The 23342-nt window shown below is 63.5% G+C and carries 18 protein-coding genes and 6 tRNA genes; 7 read left to right on the forward strand and 17 right to left on the reverse strand.

Features of this window, described 5'->3' with window-relative positions; translation table 11 throughout:
- From R6258_RS08430 to R6258_RS08465, 8 genes are all read right to left on the reverse strand, one after another.
- The gene (locus R6258_RS08430; protein WP_318449232.1) at positions 1 to 774 is read right to left on the reverse strand and encodes an ABC transporter permease; all 774 of its coding nucleotides are present in this window, start codon (positions 772 to 774) and stop codon (positions 1 to 3) included.
- Complete coding sequence (locus R6258_RS08435; protein ID WP_318449233.1) at positions 771 to 1739, reverse strand: ABC transporter ATP-binding protein; 969 nt, start codon at positions 1737 to 1739, stop codon at positions 771 to 773. The genes R6258_RS08430 and R6258_RS08435 overlap by 4 nt, the downstream gene beginning before the upstream one ends.
- A 235-nt stretch (positions 1740 to 1974) precedes the next feature.
- Positions 1975 to 2049, reverse strand: a tRNA-Gly gene (locus R6258_RS08440).
- Positions 2050 to 2075: 26 nt separating this feature from the next.
- Positions 2076 to 2151, reverse strand: a tRNA-Glu gene (locus R6258_RS08445).
- 79 nt (positions 2152 to 2230) lie between these two features.
- A tRNA-Gly gene (locus R6258_RS08450) sits at positions 2231 to 2305 on the reverse strand.
- A gap of 47 nt (positions 2306 to 2352) precedes the next feature.
- A tRNA-Glu gene (locus R6258_RS08455) sits at positions 2353 to 2428 on the reverse strand.
- Positions 2429 to 2522: 94 nt separating this feature from the next.
- A tRNA-Gly gene (locus R6258_RS08460) sits at positions 2523 to 2597 on the reverse strand.
- A gap of 37 nt (positions 2598 to 2634) precedes the next feature.
- Positions 2635 to 2710: transfer RNA gene (locus tag R6258_RS08465), tRNA-Glu, on the reverse strand.
- Between the two features lie 182 nt (positions 2711 to 2892).
- On the opposite strand from R6258_RS08465, the gene msrB reads away from it, so the two are divergent.
- The 4 genes from msrB to htpX all read left to right on the forward strand — a co-directional run bounded on the left by msrB (position 2893) and on the right by htpX (position 6844).
- Positions 2893 to 3294 (forward strand): peptide-methionine (R)-S-oxide reductase MsrB, encoded by a 402-nt coding sequence (gene msrB / locus R6258_RS08470; protein WP_318449234.1) that lies wholly within the window; start codon positions 2893 to 2895, stop codon positions 3292 to 3294.
- A gap of 170 nt (positions 3295 to 3464) precedes the next feature.
- Positions 3465 to 4412 (forward strand): ribosome biogenesis GTPase YlqF, encoded by a 948-nt coding sequence (ylqF, locus tag R6258_RS08475; RefSeq protein ID WP_318449235.1) that lies wholly within the window; start codon positions 3465 to 3467, stop codon positions 4410 to 4412.
- Positions 4413 to 4582: 170 nt separating this feature from the next.
- A complete protein-coding gene (locus R6258_RS08480) occupies positions 4583 to 5818 on the forward strand; it encodes a pyridoxal phosphate-dependent aminotransferase (protein WP_318449236.1) in 1236 nt (411 codons plus the stop codon).
- A gap of 126 nt (positions 5819 to 5944) precedes the next feature.
- Positions 5945 to 6844 (forward strand): protease HtpX, encoded by a 900-nt coding sequence (htpX, locus tag R6258_RS08485; protein WP_318449237.1) that lies wholly within the window; start codon positions 5945 to 5947, stop codon positions 6842 to 6844.
- A 93-nt stretch (positions 6845 to 6937) separates the two neighbouring features.
- Here htpX and pdxB read toward each other — a convergent pair whose 3' ends face one another.
- A complete protein-coding gene (pdxB, locus tag R6258_RS08490) occupies positions 6938 to 8092 on the reverse strand; it encodes a 4-phosphoerythronate dehydrogenase PdxB (RefSeq protein ID WP_318449238.1) in 1155 nt (384 codons plus the stop codon).
- A gap of 129 nt (positions 8093 to 8221) precedes the next feature.
- On the opposite strand from pdxB, the gene R6258_RS08495 reads away from it, so the two are divergent.
- Complete coding sequence (locus R6258_RS08495; RefSeq protein ID WP_318449239.1) at positions 8222 to 8497, forward strand: hypothetical protein; 276 nt, start codon at positions 8222 to 8224, stop codon at positions 8495 to 8497.
- A 15-nt stretch (positions 8498 to 8512) separates the two neighbouring features.
- Here the strand turns inward: R6258_RS08495 and rlmKL are convergent, their stop codons facing one another.
- Positions 8513 to 10690 carry a bifunctional 23S rRNA (guanine(2069)-N(7))-methyltransferase RlmK/23S rRNA (guanine(2445)-N(2))-methyltransferase RlmL gene (gene rlmKL / locus R6258_RS08500; RefSeq protein ID WP_318449240.1) on the reverse strand — a complete coding sequence of 726 codons (2178 nt, stop codon included), beginning with the start codon at positions 10688 to 10690 and terminating at the stop codon, positions 8513 to 8515.
- A gap of 233 nt (positions 10691 to 10923) precedes the next feature.
- Between rlmKL and rmf the strand changes: the two genes are divergently transcribed.
- Positions 10924 to 11130 carry a ribosome modulation factor gene (gene rmf, locus R6258_RS08505; protein ID WP_231664376.1) on the forward strand — a complete coding sequence of 69 codons (207 nt, stop codon included), beginning with the start codon at positions 10924 to 10926 and terminating at the stop codon, positions 11128 to 11130.
- 97 nt (positions 11131 to 11227) lie between these two features.
- Here the strand turns inward: rmf and R6258_RS08510 are convergent, their stop codons facing one another.
- From R6258_RS08510 to R6258_RS08535, 6 genes are all read right to left on the reverse strand, one after another.
- On the reverse strand, positions 11228 to 12247 hold the full coding sequence (locus tag R6258_RS08510) for a quinone-dependent dihydroorotate dehydrogenase (protein ID WP_318449241.1): 1020 nt from the start codon (positions 12245 to 12247) through the stop codon (positions 11228 to 11230).
- Between the two features lie 114 nt (positions 12248 to 12361).
- Positions 12362 to 17200, reverse strand: a complete 4839-nt coding sequence (locus R6258_RS08515; RefSeq protein ID WP_318449242.1) for an NAD-glutamate dehydrogenase — start codon at positions 17198 to 17200, stop codon at positions 12362 to 12364.
- Positions 17201 to 17408: 208 nt separating this feature from the next.
- On the reverse strand, positions 17409 to 18512 hold the full coding sequence (trmA, locus tag R6258_RS08520) for a tRNA (uridine(54)-C5)-methyltransferase TrmA (RefSeq protein WP_318449243.1): 1104 nt from the start codon (positions 18510 to 18512) through the stop codon (positions 17409 to 17411).
- 59 nt (positions 18513 to 18571) lie between these two features.
- Positions 18572 to 19375 carry a glutamate racemase gene (gene murI, locus R6258_RS08525; protein WP_318449244.1) on the reverse strand — a complete coding sequence of 268 codons (804 nt, stop codon included), beginning with the start codon at positions 19373 to 19375 and terminating at the stop codon, positions 18572 to 18574.
- A complete protein-coding gene (locus tag R6258_RS08530) occupies positions 19357 to 20265 on the reverse strand; it encodes a LysR family transcriptional regulator (protein WP_318449245.1) in 909 nt (302 codons plus the stop codon). The genes murI and R6258_RS08530 overlap by 19 nt, the downstream gene beginning before the upstream one ends.
- Positions 20266 to 20367: 102 nt before the next feature.
- A complete protein-coding gene (locus R6258_RS08535) occupies positions 20368 to 20922 on the reverse strand; it encodes a hemerythrin domain-containing protein (RefSeq protein ID WP_318449460.1) in 555 nt (184 codons plus the stop codon).
- Positions 20923 to 21173: 251 nt separating this feature from the next.
- On the opposite strand from R6258_RS08535, the gene R6258_RS08540 reads away from it, so the two are divergent.
- Positions 21174 to 22517, forward strand: coding sequence for a replication-associated recombination protein A (locus R6258_RS08540; RefSeq protein ID WP_318449246.1), 1344 nt, complete (start codon positions 21174 to 21176; stop codon positions 22515 to 22517).
- A gap of 99 nt (positions 22518 to 22616) precedes the next feature.
- On the opposite strand, the gene lolA is transcribed toward R6258_RS08540, so the two are convergent.
- Entirely contained in the window at positions 22617 to 23249 is a 633-nt protein-coding gene (lolA, locus tag R6258_RS08545) for an outer membrane lipoprotein chaperone LolA (RefSeq protein ID WP_318449247.1), read from the reverse strand.
- Between the last annotated feature and the right edge of the window lie 93 nt (positions 23250 to 23342).

Here is a 23342-nt window from a genome sequence, read left to right on the forward strand (position 1 = left end):
TCAGCTGCGTATGCCTTTGCCGCGTTCCAGCATCCACAATGCCAACGTGAAGAACGCCACGATGAAGACCGCGATGGCGACCAGCGCCCCGGCCACCGGAATATCGGACACGCCGAGGATCCCGTAGCGGAAGGCGTTGACCATGTACAGGATGGGATTGACCATCGATACGCCCTGCCAGAAGTCCGGCAGCATGTCGATCGAGTAGAACACGCCTCCCAGGTAGGTCAGCGGCGTCAGCACGAAGATCGGCACGATCGAGATGTCGTCGAACTTGTGTGCCAGCAACGCGTTGACGAAGCCGCCGATGGAAAACAGCGCGGCGGTCATGATCACCACGCCGAGCGTCACCAGCGGATGATGGATCGTCAGATCCGTGAAGAAGAACGAGACAGCGGTAACGATCACCCCTACGCCCAGCCCGCGCGCCATACCGCCAAGCACGAAGCCGGCGAGGATCACCCAGTTGGGCATCGGCGAGACCATCATCTCCTCGATCGAGCGCTGAAACTTATTGGAGAAGAACGAGGACGCGACGTTGGAATAGCTGTTGGTGATCACCGACATCATGATCAGCCCCGGGACGATGTACGCCATGTAGCTGAAACCGTCCATCTCGCCGATGCGCGAGCCGATCAGGTTGCCGAAGATAATGAAATACATGGTCATGGTGATCGACGGCGGCAGCAGCGTCTGCGGCCAGATGCGCGTGAAACGGCGCACCTCCTTGACCACCAGCGTCCACAGCGAGACCAAAATCTGACGGGGGTTCATTTAGCGACCTCCTCGCTGGCGGCCTTGGCCGGACGCGGCGTGGCGTTGTCATGTTCGACCATCGACACGAACAGCTCCTCGAGCCGGTTGGCCCGGTTGCGCATCGAGACGACCTCGATGCCCTGAGCCGTGAGCTGCGTGAAGGCGTCATTGAGGCGCTGCCCCTTGTACAGACCGAGCGACAGCTGCGAGGCCTCGACCCGTTCGATCTCGAAGCCCTCGAGGGTCGGTGCGGCGTCGATCGGCCGCGCCAGATCAAGCAGGAAGGTTTCGGTATCGAGTTCGGTCAATAGGTCGCGTACCGAGGTGTTCTTGACGATCTCGCCATTGTTGATGATGGCGATGTTGCGGCACAGGCTTTCGGCCTCTTCGAGGTAATGCGTGGTGAGAATGATGGTGGTGCCCTCCTCGCGGTTGATCCGCCGCATGTATTCCCACATGCTGCGCCGCAACTCGATATCCACGCCGGCCGTGGGCTCGTCGAGGATCAACAGGCGCGGACGGTGGATCAGTGCGCGGGCGATCATCAGGCGGCGCTTCATGCCTCCGGAGAGCATGCGCGCCGGGCCATTGCGCTTGTCCCACAGTCCCAGATCCTTGAGCAGCTGATCGCAACGCGGCTTGGCCTCGCGTAGCGGCATCCCGTAATAGCCGGCCTGGGCGAGGATGATGTCCTCGACCTTCTCGAACTGTGAGAAATTGAACTCTTGCGGCACCACCCCCAGGTGATACTTGGCCTTGGCGAAGTCGCGATCGATATCGATCCCGTAGATCGAGACCTTGCCGGCCGTCTTCTGCACCAACGAGCAGACGATTCCCAGGGTGGTGGACTTGCCCGCCCCGTTAGGCCCGAGCAATGCGAAGAAGTCGCCCTCGGGAACGTCCAGATCGATTCCCTTCAGGGCATGAAAACCATTGCCGTAGACTTTCGTGAGTCCACGGATGGAAAGTGCAGGTTCCACCATCGAACGCCCCTGTCGTCAGTCAATCGTCGAGCACGCCTAACCATTAGCGTGACAAAGAAGTACTACATGAGGTCGCCGCAGCGAAAATCAACAGCGCGCATGCCGCAACCGGGTTAGGCAAGCGCCGATACCACTGCAGCCATGAAAAACAGGAAGGATTGGAGCAAGAACGAGGTCGACTGGGCTGGCATTCCAGCTCGCGACCCTGGCCGCTGCAATCTATAAAACGAAAAACTGGAGCGGGAAAGGAGATTCGAACTCCCGACCCTCGCCTTGGCAAGGCGATGCTCTACCACTGAGCTATTCCCGCTTGAAGAGGACTGCTTGGCAAGTAAGTGGCGTCCCATAGGGGGTTCGAACCCCTGTTACCGCCGTGAAAGGGCGGTGTCCTGGACCACTAGACGAATGGGACGCATGGAGCGGGAAAGGAGATTCGATCGGACCGGCGCACCGGCTCGCGACCCTCGTCGCCTACCCACTAAATCAATGCTTGGAGCGGGAAAGGAGATTCGAACTCCCGACCCTCGCCTTGGCAAGGCGATGCTCTACCACTGAGCTATTCCCGCAAAGCAACTTGCTTGCAGCAGTATATGATATGCCGCTTGACCGGAGATGGCGTCCCGTAGGGGGTTCGAACCCCTGTTACTGCCGTGAAAGGGCAGTGTCCTAGGCCACTAGACGAACGGGACACATTAGCGAACGCTGGAGCGGGAAACGAGATCGACTGGGCTGGCACACCAGCTCGCGACCCTGTCGCCTTGGCTCCTTAGTCGCAGCAAAAACTGGAGCGGGAAACGAGATTCGAACTCGCGACCCTCGCCTTGGCAAGGCGATGCTCTACCACTGAGCTATTCCCGCACTGTTTTTTCACCGACTCCGAACACCTGCGAGGAAGTGGCGTCCCATAGGGGGTTCGAACCCCTGTTACCGCCGTGAAAGGGCGGTGTCCTGGACCACTAGACGAATGGGACGCATGCCTGCCTCGTCGAGGTGGCGCGTATATTAATTAGCCCGCCCGGGGGTGTCAAGCCGCCGTCGCGCAATGGGGCGACTATGCTGTAATTCGACGAAACCGGTCGCGAGGCTGGCATATCTAGCCCCGTCTGTTGTCTCATGATGATCGGAACATCGGATACCGCGCTAGGAGGAAGGCATGCGCAACAAACTGCAGAAAAGCGACGCCGAATGGCGCCAGCAACTGACCCAGGAACAATACCGGGTGATGCGCGAAAAAGGCACCGAGCCGCCGTTCAGTGGCGATCATGAGGTCAGCGACCAACAGGGCATCTACCACTGTGTCTGCTGTGGCGCGGCACTGTTCGAGAACGAACACAAGTTCGATTCCGGTTGCGGCTGGCCGAGCTTCGACCGCCCGCTCGGCAAGGGCTCGGTCGAGGAGCATTTCGACGAGTCCCACGGCATGCGCCGCACCGAAGTCGTCTGCTCGCATTGCGACGCTCACCTGGGTCACGTCTTTCCCGATGGCCCGCCGCAGACCACCGGGCAGCGCTATTGCATCAATTCGGTGGCGTTGGACTTCCACCCTGACGAGTGATCCCCCGTAAGGCGCCCTCCCCGGGCGCCCGCTTATCGTTCTCTGCCTGCGGCGCCTTGGCGACTCGCCCGTTTCGGCGAGCCCCTTTCTAGATCCGGCCGACAAGCCAGGTCTGGTAAGATAGGCGCCGATTTAATTTCATCGCATAGAACACTGCATAGGGGACGACAATGCTCGGCTGGTATCCGGGACACATGAACAAGGCGCGCCGCCAGATCAAGGAGGCGCTGCCCGAGATCGACGTGGTGCTCGAGGTGCTCGACGCCCGCCTGCCCTACTCCAGCGCCAATCCCATGCTCGCCGAACTCACCGAGCACAAACCGGTACTCAAGATTCTCTCGCGGGCCGACCTGGCCGACCCGACACGCACCGCCGAGTGGGTCGAATACTTCGACGCCCTGCCGGACACGCGCGCCTTGGCGGTCACCACGACCCAGGCCCGCGAACTCAAGCGCATCCCCTCGCTATGTCATGAACTGGCCGGCCAGGTGCGCGCCGACCGCGACGTGCGCGTGATGGTCATGGGCATTCCCAACGTCGGCAAGTCGACCCTGATCAACGGGCTTGCCGGTCGCAAGATCGCCAAGACCGGCAACGAGCCGGCGGTTACCAAGCGCCAGCAGCGCATCCGCATCGAGGGACGCATCGCCCTGATCGATACCCCCGGGGTGCTGTGGCCGAAGATCGAGAACCAAGCCAGTGCCTATCGCCTGGCCGCCAGCGGCGCGATACGCGACACCGCGATCGACTACCTGGAGGTCGCGGTGATCACCGCCGCCGAGCTGGCCAAACGTTACCCCGACGCCCTGAGCGCTCGCTTCAAGCTCAAGGCACTGCCGAGCTACGCGCCCGATCCCCAGGCGGCCACCGTCGAGGTCGATGGCGGGCCGGCACTCGACCTTATGGCGCTGGCCGGGTACGACGGCCAGGCCATCGTCAAGGCAATTGCCGGCAAGCGTGGCGGTCTACGAGCCGGCGGCGAAGTCGACATGCATCGCGGCGCCGAGGTGTTGCTGCACGAGTTGCGTGACGGCAAGCTCGGCCGGGTGACGCTGGAAACTCCCGCCGATATCGTCGCAGCGGGCGCCGAAACGCCCGTCGAAGACACCCCTTCCTGACCCGGCCCAGGCGCGGCTCGAGAGCTAGGTTCGCAGGCGCTTTTGCCGATCAGCGCGGCGGGTTATGCTGGGCTGCGCCCGGTGCCGACAGGCCCACCGGACGATGCCCGAGAATCCGACATTCGCCCCGCAACTGGTCACCCCGCGCTCCAGTCGCCAACGGACACTCCATGGACACGACCCTCAAACCGATCCGCAAATCGCACAAGCTCGACAACGTCTGTTACGACATCCGCGGCCCGGTCCTCGATCATGCCAAGCGGCTCGAGGACGAAGGCCAGCGCATCCTCAAGCTCAACATCGGCAACCCCGCGCCGTTTGGCTTCGAGGCCCCCGAGGAGATCCTCCAGGACGTGATGCGCAACCTGCCCACCGCTCAGGGCTACTGCGATTCCAAGGGGCTGTACTCGGCGCGCAAGGCGATCATGCAGGAGTGTCAGCGCAAGGCCATACCCGGCGTCGGCATCGAGGACATCTTCGTCGGCAACGGCGTCTCCGAATTGATCGTGATGGCCATGCAGGCGCTGCTCAACGATGGCGACGAGGTGCTGATACCGGCCCCCGACTATCCGCTCTGGACCGCCGCCGCCAACCTGTCCGGCGGCCGCCCGGTCCACTACCTGTGCGACGAGCAGGCCGACTGGGCGCCGGACCTGGCCGATCTGCGCGACAAGATCACCAGCCATACCCGCGCCTTGGTACTGATCAACCCCAACAACCCCACCGGTGCGGTCTACCCGCCCGAGGTGGTCAAGGAGCTATTGGCCATCGCCCGCCAGCACGACCTGGTGGTGTTCTCCGACGAGATCTACGACAAGATCCTCTACGACGACGCGGAACACGTCTCGACCGGCGCGCTGGCCAGCGACGAGCAACTGGTGGTGACTATGAACGGCCTGTCCAAGAGCTATCGCTGCGCCGGCTTCCGTTCGGGCTGGATGATCCTTTCCGGGGGGCTGGGCAAGCAGCGCGCCGCGGACTTCATCCAGGGTCTCAACATGCTCGCCTCGATGCGCCTGTGCGCCAACGTGCCGGCCCAGCACGCCATCCAGACCGCACTCGGCGGCTACCAGTCGATCAACGACCTGGTGTTGCCCGGCGGACGGCTGCGCGCGCAGCGCGACATCACCTACGAGAAGCTCAACGCCATTCCCGGGGTTTCCTGCACCAAGCCCAAGGGCGCGCTGTATGCCTTCCCGCGGCTCGACCCGAAGGTGTTCAACATCCAGGACGACGAGAAACTGGTCCTCGACCTGCTGCTGCAGGAAAAGATCCTGCTCGTGCAGGGCACGGCTTTCAACTGGCCCGACCCGGACCATGTGCGCATCGTCACCCTGCCCTGGGCGGAACAGCTGGACGACGCCCTGGAGCGGTTCGCGCGCTTTCTGAGCCGCTATCGGCAGTAAGCGTCTTGGACACGACGACCGTGCAATAACATTCGTCGGGCGCTTGAAACCCGGGCGCCCGCGACCAATCTAACCAGTCAATAACATCCCGAAACACCCGATCCCCGACTGCTGAGGATTCGCCCCATGATGCGTATCATCCTGTTCCTGGCCACCAACCTGGCGGTGGTGCTGGTGGCCAGCATTACCCTGCGCCTGCTCGGCGTCGAGCCCTACCTCAACGCCAACGGGCTGAACATGAACAGCCTGCTGGTCTTCTGCTTCGTGTTCGGCATGGCCGGCTCGCTGATCTCGCTACTGCTGTCGAAGAAGATGGCCAAGATGAGCACCCGCGCCCACGTCATCGGCCAGCCGCGCAATGCCGACGAGCGCTGGCTGCTCGACACCGTCGCCGAGCTGGCCCGTGACGCCGGTATCAAGATGCCCGAGGTGGCGATATTCCCGGCCCAGCAGTCCAACGCCTTCGCCACCGGCTGGAAGAGGGACGATGCGCTGGTTGCGGTGTCCGAAGGGCTGCTCGCGCGGATGCGTCCGGAAGAGATCCGCGCCGTGCTCGCGCACGAGATCGGCCACGTGGCCAATGGCGACATGGTCACCCTGGCGCTGATCCAGGGCGTGCTCAACACCTTCGTGATGTTCTTCGCGCGGGTCGTCGCCCAACTGGTCGATAGCTTCCTGCGCCGCGACGACAACGGCGGGCTGGGATTCATGGGCTATTTCGTGGTGGTCATCGTCGCCGAGATCGTCTTCGGCCTGGCCGCCTCGATCATCGTCGCCTGGTTCTCGCGCTTCCGCGAATACCGTGCCGACGCCGCCGGCGCCAAGCTGGCCGGCAGCGGCGCGATGATCAATGCCCTGGCCCGGCTCAAGGCGGAAACCCAGTTGCCCGACCAGATGCCCGAAACGCTGACCGCCTTCGCCATCACCACCGGACAGACCCGCAAGCTCATGGAACGCCTGTTCGCCAGTCACCCGCCGCTCGACGACCGTATCCGGGCACTCAAGGAATCGGCCTACCGCCAGTGACAACGAGGCCGCGCTGCCTATAGCGGCCGCCCTGTATGACGAAAGCCCCGGCAATGCCGGGGCTTTCTCATGGACGCTCAAAATCGCCTTCGTTCACTGCTTGTTGGCCAACCTGACCTTGAAGCCGAAGCGCTCGAGCGCCTCACGCAGGTCGTTGTTGTTCTTCTTGAGGTCGACACGCAGCGTGGAGAACTCGCGCCGCACCGGGTATTCGGCACGGTAGCGATCGAACGCCTGCGCCATGCCCAGGCGCCGCCGGTAGCGTTCGAAGCCGACCATGTCACGACGTACGTCGTAGCAGGCTCGAACGCACAGCGACAGCGCCTCTTCGGGCGGCGCCCAACCGGTAAGCACCAGCTTGCGCAGCCATGGCTCGGGCTTGATCTGACCGAGCTTGCGCCGCACCGGCAGCCCGTAGTGACGCATGATCGCCTGGTAGACCAGCTCGGTGCCACGCATCTTGCCGTCGAGGCTATAGCCGGCAATGTGCGGCGTGGCGATGTCGACCAGCGAGTAAAGCGCCTCGTCGATGGCCGGCTCGTTTTCCCAGACATCGAGGACCGTATTCAGGTCGCCGTGTTCGGCCAGCCGCTCATACAGCGCGCGGCCATCGAGACAGTCGCCACGACCGGCATTGAGCAGCACCGTCCCCGGGCGCAGCGCGGCGATACGCCGCGCATCGAGCAGGTGACGCGTCGGATGATCGCCCGTCGTCACCAAGGGCGTGTGCAGGCAGACGATATCGGCCTCGTCGAGCAAGGTATCGAGATCGACGAAATCATCGCGGCCTTCGGCGAGCGCGCGCGGCGGATCGCAGACCAGGCAACGAGCGCCCAGCTCGGCCAGACGCCGCCACAGCCGTCCACCGACGTTCCCCGCGCCGACGATGCCGATGGTGCAACGGTCGAGCCGGTAGTCCCGCTCCTCGGCCAGCATCGACAGGCTGGACAGCACGTAATCGACCACCGAGTCGGCGTTGCAGCCCGGTGCACTGGCGAAACCGATACGCCGTTCGTGCAGATAATCCAGATCGATGTGGTCGGTGCCGATCGTGCAGGTACCCACGAAGCGAACCGGCGAACCGGCCAGCAGCGCGGCGTCGACCCGGGTAATCGAACGCACCAGCAGGATGTCGCAACCGGCCACCGCCTGGGCGTCGATTTCGCGGCCGGGCAGCCGGCGAATCTCGCCCAGCTCGCCGAAGAACTCATCGACCAGCGGAATGTTCTGGTCGGCTAGAATGCGCATGCTGCTCGCTCCTTGTTCCCGGCTAGCGGGCCGCTACAATGATGGCGCCTCGATCGCCAGCCATCTTAGGCCGGGCGACCGGGCGCGACAAGCCGCCATCGACTCTCTGCCATCGACTCTGGAGCCGCCGTGATCGTCCGCTGGGAAAGCCCTCATGACTATGTGCTGGTGCACATCCATCAGGACATGTTCGGCGACTGGATATTCAGTCGCGCCTGGGGCCAGATCGGCACCCAGTTCGGCGGCCTCAAGCACCAGCTGGCCGAGAGCCACGAGCAGGCCCAGATGTGGCTCGACGACGTCGACCATATCCAACGCTCGCGGGGCTTTCGCAAGGTGCTCGAGACCCAGGACGACAGTCCCGAGGGCCGCGACGCCGTTCGCCAGCTCTCGCTGCTCGAGTAGTCCTTCGAATGGCCCTCACTCGCCGCCTTCACGATGGCGAATCAGGAAACAATGGTGTAGATCGGGGCGCCGCTGGAAATCGGGATCGTAGGTACGTGTGGTGATGTCCTGCACGACGAAGCGTTCGGCGAGTCGCTCATCGAGCCGAAAGCGGCGCTGATTGTTGGAGAAGATCAGCGTACCACCCGCTGCCAGCCGTGCCATGGCCAGTTCGACCAGCCGCGGGTGATCGCGCTGAATATCCAGCGTCGCCTCCATGCGCTTGGAATTCGAGAAGGTCGGCGGGTCGAGAAAGATCAGATCGAACCGGCTCTCGGCGGTTTCCAGCCAGTGCAGGCAATCGTCACGAACGACCCGATGACGCGACGGATCGAGCCGGTTGAGCGCCAGGTTGTCGCGCGCCCAATCGAGGTAGGTGTTGGACAGGTCGACGCTGACGCTGTCCGTGGCGCCGCCCAACGCGGCATGGACGGTCGCCGCTCCGGTATAGCAGAACAGGTTGAGAAAGCGCTTGCCGCCCGCCATCTCGGCGATCATCCGGCGCACCGGCCGGTGATCGAGGAACAGCCCGGTATCCAGGTAATCGCGCAGATTGACCCATAACCGGGCGCTACCCTCGCCGACCTCAAAGCGCTCGCCGCTGGAATCGCGTTTCTGGTATTGAGCCTTGCCGGCCTGGCGTTCGCGCTGTTTGAGGTGAATGCGTTCGGCGCGCACCTCGAGCACTTCGGGCAGTACGCTCAGCGCCTCCATCAGCCGCCGCTGGGCCTGGGCCGGCTCGACCGATTTCGGCGGCGCGTACTCCTGCACATGCACGCGTTCGGCGTAGACATCGATGGCCATCGCGTATTCGGGCATATCGGCGTCATAGAGCCGGTAGCATTGCTCGCCGCTTCGCTTGAGCCACTTGGCCAGCCGCTTGCGATTCTTGACCAACCGATTGGCGAACATCTGCGCGCCCTGCGAGCGCCGATCCGCCGCCGGTGACGATTCGTTTTCATCCGCCCCCGCCTCGGCGATGGCCATCAACAACAGCTTGCAATCCAGGGCGCCGTTCTTGAAGGCATACTGCTTGTCGGCGCGCAGCCCGGTGCGGTGGCCGAGATCGGGATTGCCGGTAAACAGCGCCAGGGTCCAGCCGGGAAATTCACGTTGCGCCCGTTCGCCGAGCGTCGCGTACAGCGGCACCAGCTCGGGCAGCTCGCCGATGCGTTCGCCGTAGGGCGGGTTGGTGATGATCAATCCCGGACCCGCAGCCTCCGTCGGGCGGCGCAGTTGCCGAACCTCGCCCCCCTCGAAAGTGACCAGCGCGGGAATGCCGGCGCGCATGGCGTTGCCCTTGGCTGCGGAGAGCGCCTGCGGGCTTTGATCGACCCCATACAGGCGCGACTTGATGCGCCGGCGGCCGAGACTGGCACGCGCCTCGGCCTCGCGCTTTAGGGTCTGCCATAGCGCTTCGTCATGGCCTGCCCAGCCATGCAGGCCGAAGCGTTGCCGGTTGAGGTTGGGAGCGACGTCGGCGGCCATCATCGCCGCCTCGATCACCAGCGTACCCGAGCCGCACAGCGGATCGACCAGCGGCTCGCCGCGCTTGGCGCGGGCCGGCCAGTCGGCACGCACCAACAGCGCCGCCGCCAGATTCTCCTTGAGCGGGGCATGCCCCGGCTCGCGGCGATAACCGCGTTGATGCAGGCTGGTGCCGGCCAGGTCGATGCCTAGCGTCAGGCGTCCGCGATGCAGGTGCGCGTAGAGTCGCAGGTCGGGATCGCGCAGTTCGACCCGCGGTCGCTCACGGCCGGCATCGCGCAGGGCGTCGACGACGCCGTCCTTGACCGTCTGGGCACCGAAACGGGTATGCCGGATCGCCGCCGACTGGCCATGGAAATCCACCGCAAGGGTCGCCTCGGCGGGCAATTGGCTCGCCCAGTCGAGCCGTTCGACACAGGCCTTGAGCGCCTCGGGTGTCTCGATATCGGCCTGTCGGGCCAGACACAGGATGACCCGGTTGGCCAGTCGCGACCATAGGCAGGCGCGATAGGCCACTTCCAGCCCGGCACTGAAGTGCACGCCGGCGACGGTCTGCTTGGTGACCACGGCGCCCCACTGGGCCAGCTCATCGGCCAGCAATGCTTCGATACCCTTGGGGCAGGTCGCAAAAAAATGCCTTAGCGTATCGTTCGACGTTTCTGGCACTGACGACTCAGTCGGCATGTGAATGAATATTCCTTTTAATTTCACTTGCGTAACGTTTGTGTAACAAAATCGACTCGACACAACTGACGTTTTTGGACTAGTAATTACCTTAGTAGCTACTGATGACGCATGCGTTCTGCCGCGGGCTCTAGAGCAGCGACAAGCAGGTCGGTTAGGCCGTTGTCGTTTGATGACTCGCAATAAAAATCCGGTTCTTCATAAGAGGCCACCCGATGAAACGACAGAAACGTGATCGCTTCCAGCGTGCCTATATTCATGGCTACAAGGCAGGTATGACAGGTCGCTCTAGAGACGACTGTCCCAGCCAGGATATCAACCTACGCGAATACTGGATGAGCGGTTGGCGTGAAGGTCGCGGGGATCAGTGGGCCGGCATGATAGGGGTAGCCGGCATCCATAAGAACCCCATGGTGATGTAACCCAAATGAAGGAAGAATACCCTCCAAGGCCCGTCTCGGTGACGGGCCTTCTTGTTTGTTCCCGGCAGAACCCAAGTATCCGACGCGATCGCCCTCGCTATGCGAGTCGCCTTAGCGCACGCCGACACTCTACAACCAGCGCCGGCCCTCGGTAGACGAAACCCGAGTAGAGCTGAACGAGATCCGCGCCCGCCTCACGCTTGGCCAGCGCCTCTTCGCCGTTAGTAATGCCTCCCACCCCGATGATCGGCATGTCGGGCAGGTAGCGACGCAACGCCGCGACGACACGATTCGATGCGGCGAATACCGGGCGCCCGGAAAGCCCGCCCTGCTCATCGGCGTGCGGCAAGCCCGTCACCGCGTCGCGGGCGATCGTGGTGTTGGTCGCGATCACTGCATCGATGGCATTGCGCGCGAGCGCTTCAGCCACCAGGCCGATGGCCGCGTCCTCCATGTCTGGAGCAATCTTGACCGCCAGCGGCACGCGACGCCCCGCCTGTTCATCGAGTTGGTTGCAGCGTTTGCGCAACGGAGCGAGCAAGCCATCGAGGTGCTCGCCGAGCTGCAGGTCGCGAAGTCCCGGCGTATTGGGCGAAGAAATGTTGACGGTAATGTAGTCCGCGCACGCGTGCACACGCTCCAGGCACACGAGATAGTCGTCGACCGCCCGCTCGACCGGAGTCGTCAGATTCTTGCCGATATTGATGCCGATCACGCCCGCGTAACGACTCTTGCGCACATTGGCGACGAGCCGGTCGACCCCGGCATTGTTGAATCCCATGCGATTGATGATTGCCTGCTGTTCGGGCAATCGGAAGAGCCGTGGCCGCGGATTGCCGGGCTGAGGCCGGGGCGTGACGGTTCCGACCTCGACGAAACCGAAACCCAGTGCGCCCAATGCGTCGAGATGATCGGCATTCTTGTCGAGCCCTGCTGCCAAACCGACCCGATTGGCGAAGCGCAACCCCATCAGTTCGCAGGGGTCGTCGAGCGACTCTCCGGCGCCGAGCAGTCCTTGCAGGTGCAGTCGATGGATCAGCTCCAGGGCGCGTAACGAGACGCCATGGGCGGTTTCAGGGTCCAGTCGGAACAACAGGGAACGGGCGAGCGCGTACATCGGGCTCCTCGGCAGCGGCGGGGCGAAAGGCGCCGGGAGTATACCTCACAAGCAAGGCGGCGACGACGCACACTGCGCGCCGCCGCCGCGATCCAGCCTAGGGATATTACGCGATTAGCTCTCTCCGTTGCTCTCGGCAAGGTCGACCAGCTCACGTATCGCCACGGCAAACAGCGGATAGCCGCCCTGGGTGCCGCCGCGCACTTCGTTGACCAGCCCGCACCAGCGCTCGTGGAGATCGGCATGCCGCGCCAGCCACTGGTCGACACGCGGCTCCACATCGCGCGGCCCCTCGGCCATTCTGACTACGCTGACGGTCAGCGCCAGCTGTTGGCGATCGAGGTCGTCGCGGAAGGCCTCGCGGGCCTGGGCCTGCCAGCTGTCGCGCACCTTGAGGGCATCGACCTGCTCGGTCATCCATGGCAACTCGAGGCGGTGGCCGATCTCGTAGTAGAGTTCGGCGACTCGCTGGATCTTCTCGTCGGTCTGCTTGGCCGCTTCGATGATGCCCAACCCGGCGAACAGGTTACCGGTGGCGGCGACGATATTGGCCAACGACTTGGGTACGCCGGCCGAGGTGAGTTCGTCGCGGCGCTCCTGCCAGATATCGAGTTCCTGGCCGCGCAGACGCTTGCCGATGCTCTCCTGAAGCTGCGAAAGGCGCGGCGCGAAGTGTTCGATACTCTCATTGACCGAGAGGCTGCTGCGCTGACGCAGGAACCAGCGTGTCGCACGCCGAATCAGGCGCATCAGGTCGAGCATCATCTGATACTGGATGCCGCTGTCGACGCGATTGTCCAGCGCTTCGATCTGCTGCCACAGCCCCTCGAGGTTGAAGCTGTCGCGGGCGATCACGTAGGCCCGTGCGATATCCGCCCGGCTGGCCCCGGTGGTATCGATCAGCCGCCGGGAGAAGACGATGCCCATGTGATCGACCAGGTCGTTGGCGATCTGCGTGGCAACGATCTCACGCTTGAGACGATGACCGTACATGTCGTCGTGGAAACGCTCGACCAAGGTCTTGGGGAAAGCGCGCTCGAGGTGGCACTGGATGTACGGATCGTCGGGCACCTCGGAGGCGATCAGGTCGTCCTTGAGGGTACTCTTGGCATAGGAGATCAGCACCGAGAGCTCGGGCAGCGTCAGCCCTTCCTCGTTGTTGGAGCGTTCGAGCAGCGCTTCGTCGCTGGGCAGGGATTCGAGCTCGCGATCGAGATGCCCGCTGGCCTCGAGTTCATTGATGAAGCGCCGATAGGGCCCCATTCCCTCTTTCGACAGCCGTTCGGACAGCGACAGCGCCTGGGTCTGGCGGTAATTGTCGCGAATCACCAGCTCGGCGACCTCCTCGGTCATTTCGGCCAACAGCGCGTTGCGCTGCTTGTCGGTCATGTCGCCGCGCTTGACGATGTCGTCGAGCAGGATCTTGATGTTGACCTCATGGTCCGAGCAGTTGACCCCACCGGCGTTATCGATGAAGTCGGTGTTGACGCGCACGCCGCGCAGCGCGGCTTGCATGCGGCCACGCTGGGTCAGGCCGAGGTTGCCCCCCTCACCGACCACCCGGCAGTTGAGTTCGTCACCGTTGACGCGCAGGCCGTCGTTGGCCTTGTCGCCGACGTCGGCGTGGCTTTCCTGGCTGGATTTGACGTAGGTGCCGATGCCGCCGTTCCAGATCAGGTCGACCTGGGCCTTGAGCATGGCATTGATCAGATCGTTGGGCGAAAGCTTGTCGGCCTGAATGCCGAAGGCCTTCTTCATCGGCTCGCTGATGGCGATCGACTTGGCGCTGCGCTTGAAGATGCCGCCCCCCTCCGAGATCAGCGAGGCATCGTAATCCTCCCAACTGGAGCGCGCCTGATTGAACAGCCGCTTACGCTCCTCGAAGGACTTACCCGGGTCGGGATCGGGGTCGACGAAGATATGCAGGTGGTTGAAGGCGCCGACCAACCGGATGCGGTCGGACAGCAGCATGCCGTTGCCGAATACGTCGCCGGCCATGTCACCGATCCCCAGCACGCTGAAGGGGTCCTGCTGGGTATCCAGCCCCAGCTCGCGGAAGTGGCGCTTGACCGATTCCCAGGCGCCGCGGGCGGTGATCGCCATCTTCTTGTGGTCGTAGCCATTGGCGCCGCCCGAGGCGAAGGCGTCGCCCAGCCAATGACCATAATCCAGCGATATTTCGTTGGCGATATCCGAGAAGGTCGCCGTGCCCTTGTCGGCGGCGACGACCAGATAGGGATCGTCGTCGTCGTGCCTTACCACGTCGCGCGGCACGACGACCTCGCCACCATCGAGGTTGTCGGTGATGTCGAGCAGCGCGCGGATGAATATCTGGTAGCAGGCAATGCCTTCTTTCTGGATCGCGTCGCGGTCGGCGGTGTCGGGCATCCGCTTGCAGACGAAGCCGCCCTTGGCGCCCACCGGGACGATGACGGCGTTCTTGACCTGCTGGGCCTTGACCAGACCGAGGATCTCGGTACGGAAATCCTCATGCCGGTCCGACCAGCGCAGCCCGCCACGGGCGACCTTGCCGCCACGCAGGTGGACGCCTTCGACACGCGGTGAATAGACGAAGATCTCGAAGCGCGGACGCGGCTTGGGCATGTTCGGTACGCGCGTCGGATCGAGCTTGAAAGAGATGTAGTCCTTGACCTCGCCATTGACATCGCGCTGGTAGTAATTGGTACGCAAGGTGGCCTGGATCAGGTCGATGTAGCGACGCAGCAGCAGGTCGTCGTTGAGGCTCGCGACGCTGTCGAGCATCTGTGTCAATCGCTCGACGCTGGCATCGATCTGCTCGGCCTGCTGCTCGCCCTGCGGGTCGAAGCGCAACTCGAACAGGTGAATCAGTTCGCGCGTGATCTCAGGATGGCTAGTCAGCGTATTGGCGATATACAGCTGCGACAGGCCGAAGCGGATCTGCTTGAGGTAGCGGGCATAGGCACGCAGTATCGCGACCTCGCGCCAGTCGAGATTGGCGGCGATGATCAAGCGGTTGAACGGGTCGTTCTCGGCCTCGCCGGTCCAGATGCGCTTGAAGGCATCGATGAAGATGTCGCGCATGTCCTGCAGGTTGACGACTTCGCGACCGTGATGCTCGAGCGTGAAGTCATGGATCCAGAATGCCTTGTCCGCACGGTGAATACCGTAAGGGCGCTCGCCCAGGACCCGCAGTCCCAGGTTTTCCATCATCGGCAAGACGTCGGAAAGCGGAATCGGCGAATCGCCGTGGAACAGCTTGAGATTGACCCCGTCGGCGTCCTTCTCGACCAGCCGGTAGAGGCTCAGCGCGACCGGCGCGCCCTCGTCGATCTCGCCAATGTGCTGCAGGTCATAGACGGCGGTGCGCGCCGTGAAGTCCTCGCGATAACTGCTCGGGAAAGCGTCGCGGTAGCGATCCATCAGCCAGTTGGCCTGCTCTTCGCCGACCCCCTCGACCAGGGCGTTATGCAGATCGTCGCGCCAACTGCGGGCCAGCCCGGCGATCTTGTTCTCGAGCTTGCGCAGGTCGTAATCGGTCGGGCTGTCGCCATTGAAGCGCAGGATGAACTGGATGCGTGCCAGCACCGATTCCGACAGATAGGTATTGAAGTCGCCGAAGGTGGCGTCGAGTTCCTCGCAGAGCAGGTTCTGGATACGTATCCGCAGGTCGGTGGAGAATACGTCGCGCGGCACGAAGACCAGGCAGGAATAGAAGTGACCGAAGCGATCCTCGCGCACGAACAAGCGCACCCGGCGGCGCTCGCGAATGTTGAGGATACCCAGTGCCGTCTTGGTCAGTTCGTCGGCGCTGATCTGGAACAGGTCGTCGCGCGGGTAGACCTCGAGGATCTGCAGCAGGTGCTTGCCGTTGTGGCCCTTAGGGTTGACGCCGGAGGCATCCAGCACCGCCTGAATCTTTCTGCGCAGCACCGGAATGTGGCGCGGTGAATCGTTGTAAATCACCGCGGCATAGAGTCCGATGAAGCGCCGCTCGCCGATTACGTTGCCGTTCTCGTCGTAGCGCTCGATGGCAATGTAGTCCGGGTAGGCGGGACGATGGATACGCGCATGGTAGGCACTCTTGGCGAAGGTCAGAAGCTGGGGAATCAATACGTAGTGATCGTCCTCGATGCCTTGATCGCTACGGATGCGCTCCTGGTAACGTGGCTGGTCGAGCTTGAACACCCCCAGTTCGCTGCCTTTGACGCGCTGCAATTCCTGCCGGCCCTGCTTGTCGATAACCTCGTACTCGTCGTAGCCGAGGAAGGTGAAGTTGTCCTTCTGCAGCCACTCGAGGAAAGCGATGGCTTCGCTGTGATCCTCCTTGCTGACCTGACTGGGGCGCGTCGCCCTGATCTCGTCCAGGGCTTCCCCGACCCGCGCCTGCATGGGATCGAAGTCCTCGATCGCGGTTCTCACGTCGATCAGCACGTCGCGCAGGCTCGCCTCGATATCCTCGAGTACCGAGGCCTCCGAATGGCGATCGATCTCGATGACCATGATCGATTCACGCCCCTGCGGCGCATCCTTGTCGCGCGGCGAGGCGGTCCGCTTGAGGCGATGCTGGCGATCGCGCTCGACGGCGAGCACCGCGTTATGGATGGCGTGTACGGTGATGCCGCGACGATTGAGCTCGATACGCACCGAGTCGACCAGAAACGGCATGTCCTCGTGCAGCACCTCGATCAGCGTATGCGAGGACTGCCAGCCATGCTCTTCGAAATCGGGATTGTAGACATGCACCTTGGGTGAGCGCGGGTCGTGATGCTGGATGAAGTGCCAGGTCATCAACGTCGCCCCGTAGGTGTCGTCGAGATGACGCTCGAGCAGATCCTCGAGCGGCGCACTCGCATAGAAAGCCTCGGCGAAGGTCGCCACGGCTTCCACCTTTTCCTGCGGCAGGCGCTTGGCGAGCTGTTCGCGAAGTTGAGCTAGGAATTCCTGTTTGCCATCGATTGCGACGTGTTGCATCAATCACCTCGGCTGCATCCGGCCGCTGCCTGCGGCCGGGAGATATTCATTGGCGCGGTCGATTACACGCTGCCCGTGAGCTTACTCTAGCTCAACCTCTCTTCCCCATCGTCATGCCGGCTTCTTCATGGTGCATGACAGTTGTGCATCGGCGCTTGACTTTACAAGCGCTCGCAGAAGGCACTTTTAAACCGCCAGCATGCCGGGCTCAACGCCGCTCGAGCAAGACCCCGCATTCGCAGTGGTCGGTCCAGGGAAACTGATCGAACAGCGCGAAACGCGCGATACGGTGAGTGTCGTTAAGCTGAAGGAGATTGTCGAACAGGGTCTCGGGATTACACGAGATGTAGACGATGCGCGGATACTCGCGCAACCGTTCGCAACTCGCCGCGTCGAGCCCCGCCCGCGGCGGATCGACCAGTACGGTGGTGAAGTCGTAGTCCTCGAGCGCCATCTCGGAAACCCGCCGCCCCTGCTTTTCACCGGCCAGCGCCTCGGCGAACTCCTCCGCCGACATTCGCGCCACGACTGCATTGTCGATGTCGTTGGCGGCGAGATTGACCTGTGCCGAGGCCACCGAGGTGCGCGAGATCTCGGTCGCCAGTACACGCCGGAAATTGCCTGCCAACGCCACAGTGAAGTTGCCATTACCGCAATACAGCTCGACCAGATCGCCGGACTGACTGTCGCGGGTCGCCGAGCGTGCCCAGCCGAGCATGGCGCGATTGATCTCGGCATTGGGCTGGGTGAAGCTGTTCTCGACCTGCTGGTAGGCCAGCGTTGCGCCATCGACAGCGAGGCGCTCCCAGACATGGTCGCGATCGAGTACGCGCCGCTGCTTGCGCGCCCGGCCGATCAGCGAGACGCCGAGATGCGCCTGCAGCCATTGCGCCTCGGCCTCCCACGCCTCATCGAGCGGGCGATGATAGATCAGCGTCACCAACGCCTCGCCGGTCAGCGTGGTCAGGAATTCGGCCTGGAACAGCTTGCGACGCAACACCGGACGATCGCGGATGGCATCCAACAAGCGCGGCATCAGCGCGTTGATGGTCTCGCTGGCCACGGGGTACTGATCGAGGCGAATGATCCGCTTGTTTTTGGGATCCTGTGGATCGACCTCGAACATTGCATAGAACAGATCGTCGCCCTCGTGCCAGACACGGAATTCGCAGCGCATGCGATAGTGGCTGGCTGGCGAGGCGAAGACCTCCAGCGCTGGCGGCGCTAGCGCGGCAAAGCGCTGGCTGATACGTGTTCGCTTGGCTTCGAGTTGCGCCGGATAGCGCTCGGGATCGACGACGGGTACGGCCACGCAGGCTCCTTGTAAGCGTAGGGTCGGGTTGAAAGCGCACGCAGCCGCCAGGCGGCTTGTCAGTGCGGCAAGGTGAGTGTATCGGCGGGCAGCGCCAGCGCTTCGAGCGAGGAGAAACCGTAGCCCGCCAGGGTCGCCGCCAGCGTCGCCCCCGGGGCGCTCGCCCAGGCACGGCCCTCGCGACCTCCCGCCTGGCCGGAGGTGCCGAGCACGCTGGCCACCCGCCGCGCGATCGCTTCGCCGGAGTCGACCCAGTTGATCGCTCTTGGCGCGCTGGCTTCCAGCCGCTGGCGCAACAGCGGGAAGTGCGTACAGCCGAGCACCACGGTATCGAGCGTCGGCTCCGCCCAGAGCGGCGCCAAGGCTTGCTCGAACATCCGCGCGTCCGGCGCCAGGCCGGCAAGCTGACGCTCGGCCTCGCCGACCAGGCCATCCGCGGCGACCCGCACGATTCGACAATCCGCGGCAAAATCCTCGATCAGGGTTTGCGTGTAGGCCCGATTGACCGTCGCCGAGGTCGCCAGCAAGCCGATGACCCGCGAGGCCGAGAGCTGGGCCGCCGGCTTGATCGCCGGCACGGTACCCACGACCGGTATCGTCAGACGCGCCCGCAGTTCACGCAGGGCCAACGTGCTTGCGGTATTGCAGGCCACCACCAAGGCCACGGCACCGCTGGCGCTGACCGCGCTGGTGCAGGTTGCGACGATGCGCGACACCAGCCAATCGTCGGCCTTGGTGCCATAGGGCAGCATCGCATTGTCGCAGACATAGGCCAGCGTCGCAGCCGGCAGCCGCGCCCGCAGCGCCGCGGTTACCGACAGCCCGCCGACGCCGGAATCGAAGATCAGGATCGGCCCGGACATGCCGCCTCCTCGTCGAAATAGCGGATCAGCGTCTCGATCAGCGCCTGCAGGCGAGCCGGCATCAGCTGGCGGTCGGCATACAGCAGATTGACGCCCATCGGCGGCTTGACGAATGGCTCCAGCACCCGTACCAAGCGGCCTTGAGCGACCTCGGGCTCGCCGAGAAAGGCCGGCTTGTAGACCAACCCCATGCCGCGCACTGCCGCCTCGGTAAGCGCCCGACCGTTGTTGCATGACAGCACCGGGCGAAAGCGATAGCGATAGGGCTTGCCATCGACCTGGAAATTCCAGCTCGGCCCGGTACGCTGCAGGCTGTAATGCAGGCAGCGATGTCCGCGCAGTTCATCGGGGTGCCGGGGGTGGCCGTGCTCGGCCAGGTAGGCAGGCGATGCATAGACGTACATGGGCATCGCCATCAGCCGGCGGGCGATCAGGCTGGAATCCTCGAGTTCACCGATGCGTACCGCCAGATCGAAATCCTCGGCCAGGAGATCGACCCGCCGGTCCTCGAGGACGACGTCCAGCTGCACCGCGGGATGGCGACGCTCGAACGCCTGCAGCGCGGGCATCAGTTCGCGCACGCCGAAATCGAGCGGGGCCGACAGCCTCAGCCGGCCGCGCACCTCGCCGCGCTGTTCGCCGAGACCGGCCTCGAGTTCGTACAACTCGTCGAGCAGACGTCCTGCGCCCTTGAGATAGCGCTCGCCCTCGGCAGTCAGCTGCAGGCGACGCGTGGTGCGCGTCAGCAGGCGTACCCCCAGTTGCGCCTCGAGACGCGCCACCTGCTTGCTGACCATGGCATTGGATAGGTCCAGCTTGCGCGCACCCGCAGCGAAGCTGCCGGCCTCGACCACCGCGCGGAAGGTCTGCATCGCCTGCAGGCGGTCCATCGTAATTACCTCATCGAGCCTAGCGGACGCCCATTCTAACGCACCCGGCGCGCACTGGCCCGACTGGCTTGCCCCGCTCCACCAAACTGTTTATTTTTACAGTCAATATTCTTGATCGAGCGGCGACGGCGCTTCGCGGAATTCGGCGTATAGCTCGGGATAGGCCTCCTGCAGGTGGCCCAGTTTTTCCTGGGCGCCTTCCGGCAGCGCCTCGGCGAGGCTCTCCAGATCCGCTTCGTCGAAGTATTCGCGAATCAGCGGGAACAGCTCTTCACGCTCCGCTCGCAGGTAGGCGCGATGCGCTTCCAGGTAGGCCTGAAGATCATCGGCGAAGCGATCCATGGGTACGATGGCATCCATCAGGATCATGTCGAGATCGTCGGAAAGACGCATCAGCCGCTGGTGCAAGGCCTCGTAGTCGGCGGTCAAGCGCACGACCAGATCGTTGACCTCGGGTAGCCGTTCCACCAGGCGCTCACCGAAGATGCGCTCCAATGGCACCGTGAATCCGCTCATGTAATCGAGAATGAAGTCGACGACCTCGCGCACCAGCTGGAAATTGGGCCGCTCGCCCGCATTCAGCGTACGTTGCTTGAGCGAGAGCACGTGCAGCAGGCGCGCCATGTTGGCATGATCCTGGCGCAGTTGGTTGAGCATTGGCATGGTGAGAGCCTCCTCTGCTAGAGCCTAGACCGACAGGGGAAGTACTAGAACACTAGTACCCATGTAGGCAATGTGCCTTGGCGTGTGGCCAGGCTTGACGTCACCGGCGTTAGACAGCCCTAGCGAACTGTCCCTCGCCATGTCGAATAACAAACCTGATGTATAAACCTAGTGGCATTGGCGCCGTTATGCTCGTTGAATGATAGCTAACGGCTTTTCAGATTCTTCGACGAGCCGACGATATTATGGACCTTTTCAGCCAGCAAGATGCCGATAACGCGCCTCTCGCCTATCGGATGCGCCCCCGGCAGCTCGACGACTATGTCGGCCAACAGGCCTTGGTAGGCCCCGGCAAGCCGCTGCGCCGCATGGCCGAAACCGGCCAGCTGCGCTCGATGATTCTCTGGGGGCCGCCCGGTGTCGGCAAGACCACCCTTGCCGAAATACTCGCCGAAGCCTCCGGGGCCAGCCTCGAGCATCTCTCCGCGGTGATGGCCGGGGTCAAGGAGCTGCGCGCGGCCGTCGAGCGCGCACGCGGCGCCCAGGCGCAGCAGCGACCCACGGTGCTGTTTCTCGACGAGATTCACCGTCTCAACAAGAGCCAGCAGGACGCCCTGCTACCACATGTCGAATCCGGGTTGCTCACGCTGATCGGCGCCACCACCGAGAATCCCTCCTTCGAGGTCAATTCCGCGCTGCTCTCGCGGGCGCGTGTCTATGTGCTCAAGAAACTCGATGCGAGCGATCTGGTGGACGTGTTGCAACGGGCCCTCGAAGATCCCGAGCGCGGCCTCGGCAAGCGCTCGATCTGTGTCGACCCCGAAGTCCTGGAGATCCTCGCCCGAGCCAGCAGTGGCGACGCCCGCCGCGCGCTGGGCCTGCTCGAGACCGCTTGCGACTTCACCCGCCAGGAAGGCGAACGCGAGATACTCGAGAAGCAGGCGCTCGACGAGGTGCTCGGCTACCAGGCCAGCGCCTTCGACAAGCAGGGCGATCATTACTACGACTTGCTGTCGGCGATCCACAAGTCGATCCGCTCGTCGCGCGTGGATGCCGCGTTGCTGTACATGGCGCAGTTCATGCAGGGCGGCGGCGACCCGCTGGACGTGGTCCGCCGCCTGGCGGCGATCGCCTCGGAGGATGTCGGCAACGCCGAGCCGCGCGCCCTACCGCTGGTCATCGCCGCCTGGGATGCCTACCTGCGTCTGGGTGACTATGAAGGTCAGCGCGCCATCGCCCATGCCGCGATCCATCTCGCCGTGGCTCCCAAGAGTAACGCCATCGACCAGGCCTGGCACGGCGCCAAGGGCTTCGTCGCCGAGAATCCCGATTTCGAGGTACCCGGTTACCTGCGCAACGCCCCCACCAAGCTGATGGCCTCGCTCGGCCACGGTGAAGGCTACCGCTACGCGCACAACGAGCCCCAGGGCTACCCGGCGGGCCGCGCGCATGATTGCTGGCCCGCCGAACTGCCGCCCCGGCAATTCTTCGTTCCCAGCGACTACGGCCAGGAGAAACGCTTCAGGCAGATGCTCGATTACCGCGCCGACCTCGACGCCCAGGCCAACCGTGGGGGGTCCGACTCCTGAGCGCCCGAGCGCACTGATCGCGAAAGAGCCCGGCAGATGCAATCTGCCGGGCTCTTTAAATGGCGAGCGGAGGACGAGGCTAACTCTCGGGGCGTGTCATCAGCCCTCGCGAATCACGTCCGCTCCCTCGGGGATCTCGAACTCGAAGCGCGACTCTTCCAGCGACGGGTTGAGCTTGACGTCGTCGAAGCTGATCTTGGTTTGCTGGCCGGTGCTGTCGGTCATCTGCAGGGCGTCGAACGTTTCGCCATGAAAGGTCAACTTGAGCGACTCGAATAGCGTATCGGGGGTCGTGGGTATCAAGGTGAACGTTTCCGCCGCGCCCTGCTGCGCGCGGGTTACCTGGTAATTCTCGGTCAGCGCATCGGCGCTCCCCGACAATAGCAGGGCCGGGGTGTGCGTAACGCGGGTATCCAGCGGCTGTATCGAGACCTGCTCGAGGTCGGGGTCGTAGAGATAGATCTTGTCGCCGTCCGAAACCACGGTCTGGCGATAGGGCGCATTGACCTCCCAGCGGAAGCGTCCCGGCCGCGACAGCCACATCTTGCCCTGGGTACGCTGCAGGCGGTTGCCGCTGCCATCGAGGATGAACTGCTCGAAGCTCGCCTCGTAGTTCTTGATCGGCTTGAGCAATTGCGCCAAGCGCGACGCCGCCTGCGAGTCGGCACTCGCCGATAGCGGCGCCAGCAGCAACACGATCGTCAGCGCGACCAGGGTCTTGATCCGTTTCATGCCTTCTCCTTGGTTCCAATCGATTCGAGGCGGCTCTCGACCGCTGCAGTCTCGATAGACAGCGCCGGCGCCTTGACGTTGCAGCGACCCGCC

This window comes from Halomonas sp. HP20-15 (assembly GCF_033446685.1).
GTDB lineage: Bacteria > Pseudomonadota > Gammaproteobacteria > Pseudomonadales > Halomonadaceae > Modicisalibacter.